General features: G+C 73.8%; 4 protein-coding genes. 2 read left to right on the top strand and 2 right to left on the bottom strand.

Features of this window, described 5'->3' with window-relative positions:
- A partial coding sequence (locus E1265_RS35055) for a PepSY domain-containing protein (protein WP_207931336.1) occupies positions 1-570 on the top strand: 570 nt, incomplete at its 5' end.
- A gap of 70 nt (positions 571-640) precedes the next feature.
- Here the strand turns inward: E1265_RS35055 and E1265_RS35050 are convergent.
- Positions 641-1225, bottom strand: a complete 585-nt coding sequence (locus tag E1265_RS35050; protein ID WP_132934994.1) for a sigma-70 family RNA polymerase sigma factor — start codon at positions 1223-1225, stop codon at positions 641-643.
- Between the two features lie 286 nt (positions 1226-1511).
- A complete protein-coding gene (locus tag E1265_RS35045; RefSeq protein ID WP_132934993.1) occupies positions 1512-2135 on the bottom strand; it encodes a hypothetical protein in 624 nt (207 codons plus the stop codon).
- Positions 2136-2438: 303 nt separating this feature from the next.
- Here E1265_RS35045 and E1265_RS35040 point away from each other — a divergent pair, with 303 nt between their 5' ends.
- A complete protein-coding gene (locus tag E1265_RS35040; protein WP_132934992.1) occupies positions 2439-3323 on the top strand; it encodes an RICIN domain-containing protein in 885 nt (294 codons plus the stop codon).
- Positions 3324-3519: the final 196 nt, after the last annotated feature.

The following is a 3519-nucleotide window of genomic DNA, read 5'->3' as shown; positions in this document are numbered from 1 at the left end:
GACGGCGACCGGCCGGCCTCCGGGCTCTGGGTGGACGAGGTGCTGGCCATCGCGCGCGCCCAGGGGCTGTCCAACCCGGTGGAGCTGGTGCCGCCGGCCGACGAGGGGTCGGCCTACGTGGTGCGCCAGATCCAGCGCAGCTGGCCCGAGAAGCAGGACGCCGTGGCGATCGACCCCAACGGCGGCGAGGTCCTCGACGTGGTGCGGTGGGACGACTTCCCGCTGCTCGCCAAGCTCAGCCGGTGGGGCATCGACCTGCACACCGGGGTGCTCTTCGGCCTGGTCAACCAACTGGCCCTGGCGGCGCTCGCGCTGTCGCTCGTGGTGCTGATCGTCCTCGGCTACCGCATGTGGTGGCAGCGCGGCCGCGCCGGCGCCTTCGGCCGCCCGCTGCCGCGCGGCGCCTGGCGCCGGGTCCCGCCGGCCCTGCTGGTGCCGCTCGCCGCCTGCGTGGCGCTGGTCGGCTGGTTCCTGCCGGTGTTCGGCGTCACGCTGCTGGCCTTCCTGCTGGTCGACACCGTGCTCGGCCGGGTCGAGGGGGCGCCGCCCAGGGTGGGCGAGGGGCGCTGAACGAGGCGGCGGCCGGCACCCGGGACGTCCCCGGGTGCCGGCCGCCGTCACTCAGGAGTCACAGGAGCCCTCATCGCTCGGCGAGTTGGGAGATCAGCGTCTGTCTGGCCCGCGCCACCCGGGAGCGGACCGTGCCGACCGGGCAGCCGGTGGCGCGGGCCGCCTCCGCGTAGGGCAGGCCGAGGATCTGGGTGAGGGTGAACGCGGTGGAGCGGTCGGAGGGGAGCTCGGCGAGCAGTTCGGCGAGGGCGACGCCCTCCTCGAAGCCCGGCTGCGCCCGGCACTGGGCGCCCTCAACCGCCGTCAACCAGTCGGCTGTGTCGGCGAGTCGGGGCCGGGACCGCTCGTAGCGGATCCGGTCGATCACCGTGCGGCGGGCGATGGAGAGCAGCCAGGTGCGGGCCGAGGAGCGTCCCTCGAAGGCCGGCAGGGCGCGCAGCGCGCGCAGCAGCGTCTCCTGGGTCAGGTCCTCGGCGGCCTGCGCGTCTCCGCTCAGCCGCGTCACATAGCGCTGGACGTCGGGGCGCACCGCGCGGATGAAGTGCTCCACGGCGTGCCGGTCGCCGGCCCTGGCGGCCAGCGCCCACTCGGTGACGGAGCGGTCGTCGAGGTCGGTACCCCGCGGGCGTGGCGAGGTGAGTGTGGTCGTGGTCAACGTCCCTGTCGCCTTTCTGAGGGGCCATGCCGTCCCGAGGCATGGCGAGGGAAGGCCGGGAACCCGAAAGGGGGTTGGGGATCAGACGGGCGCGACCCGGCCGTGGCACGGAGCGAGGACCTGACCGGTCGGGCCGTCACCTAGGCCCTGTCCGGGCGCCACGGCGGCGTCGGCGGTGGCCCGCCGTGCGACCGGGGCGCGGGGCACGCGCCGAGGGCGCCCCTGCGGTCGCGTCGCGTGGCGCGACCTGGGGCGGCACCCGGCCGATGGCGGGGGAGTACCGCGGCTACCGACATGGGCGGAACGGTGCGGGCCGCCCGGGCAGGACGGTCCACGGCGGGCCCCGGGACGAGAGCGCGTACACCAGAGGCGCCCGGCGCGGCGCCCGTTCGGGTCCGACCGGGCGCGGGGGCGCGGGCGACTCGGGTGTCGAAGGACGTGGCGGGCACAGCACGGGCCGCAGCACGCGCCACGCGGCCGAGCGCAGCAGGCGGAACGCGGCGCGTTCGCCGCGCCACAGCCACACCGCGCTCAGCAGCGCGAGCACCACGTGCACGGCGGACATGCCGCTCGTGACATGCAACTCCGCCACGGGCGCGGCGTGTTCCGCGTGCACGGTGTGGGCGGGGGGCAGCGGCGCGGCGGGCTCGGGCGCGGCGGCGGGGAAGAGCGAGAACACGCGGTGCAGCAGGGCCTGCGCGGCCAGGCTCGCGCCCATCACGGTCAGCGGCCCGCGCTCGCGGCCGGCGAACAGCCAGGCGCCGGCGCCGACCCCGCCCAGCGCGAGGAGCATCGCCCAGCCGGCGACCGGGACCCCGGACATCGCCACGTGGCCCCAGGCGGCGAGCAGCACGCAGAGCGCGGCGAACACGGCCGCCCGCGCTGCTCGCAATGCCAGGCCCGCTCTCATGACATCCACATCGTGGCAGCGGGGGGTGAGGCCCGCAGCGGGGCGGACGCGAATTTATCCTCGACCGAGCAAACCGCGCGCCATCCGGGAACCACGGGGGCGCCGTGGCCGACTGCTCAAGTGGGCCATTTTGACCCGTGGTTGACCGATCCGAGGAACTCCCGCAACGCAAACGCAACGTGCGACAGCGTAAAGAACCTAGGCCCGGGGGTGTACCGCTGGCCGTCGTTGGAGTAGACCTGGCACCAACGCACCGTCAGACAGCCACCGTTCACCCCACCCACCCCGTGAGGCACCGTATCGATGCCGAAGCAACAACCCCAGCGATTCGTCGACGCCTTCGCAGACCGACCCGCCCTGGCCCGGCGCGGACTCCTGCCGGGAAGGCGGGTGTTCACCTCGCTCGGCTGGGCGGTGGCGGTGGCCACCGTGGTGTCGGTCACCGGCTGGTCGATGGGGACCTTCCTGGCCGGCGACGACGGCGCGCCGGAGACCGTGGCCGCCGACGTCCCCCAGCAGCCGTCCCCTGAGCCGGAACCGGAGCCGACCACCGAGGAGCCGGAGCCCGAGGAGGAGCGGGAGGAACAGCCCGAGGAACAGCCCGAGGAGGAGCCGGAGCAGACCCAGGAGCAGCCGCCGCCCCGGCCGCAGCAGCAGGAGGAGCAGCCGGAGGTCGAGGAGGAGGAGCCGGAACCGGAGCGGGAGGAGGAGCCGGAGCCGGAGACCGAGGAGGCCGATACCGTTAGGCAGGAGAACGTGGTGCCCGACGGCGTCTACCGGTTGATGCCGGGCACCACGGACGACCGCTGCCTCGACGTGGACAGCAGCGGCACGGACGCCGGCACCAACGTCCGCCAGTGGGAGTGCAACGAGACCTCGGCCCAGAACTTCGCGCTGCAGTCGACCGGGACCCGGAACACGTACCGACTTATCGGTCTCGGGGGCAACTGCGTGGACGTCGAGAACGGTTCGCTCGACGCGGGTGCGAACATTCGCATGTGGGGATGCAACGGTGCCCCGGCCCAGCAGTTCCGCCTCGAGCCTAACCTCAACGGCTACGTCCTGGTCTCGGCCCGCAGCGGCCACTGCATGGACGTCATGGACGCAAGCGTCGACTGGGGTGCCAACGTCCGCCAGTGGGAGTGCAACCGCACCCCCGCGCAGACCTGGAGACTCGAACTCCGGTGACACGCCACCGAGTTGACGAGACCTCGTTGCCACCTTCCGGTAACGTCGCGGTCATTCACAGTGGCGTAGCCTCGAAAGCCGCCCCGTCCGAGCGCTGTTGGAGCAGAGCGATGCCTGACGCTCATCCGCCTCACCTCATGGCCCGGCCGGCCGCCCCGTCAGCTCCGGCCCCCGCCGCTCCGCCGGTTTCCACGCC

This window comes from Streptomyces sp. 8K308, assembly GCF_004348315.1.
Taxonomy (GTDB): domain Bacteria; phylum Actinomycetota; class Actinomycetes; order Streptomycetales; family Streptomycetaceae; genus Streptomyces.
The sequence above is the reverse complement of the archived record's forward strand: the minus strand, read 5'-3'. Positions and strand labels throughout refer to the sequence as shown.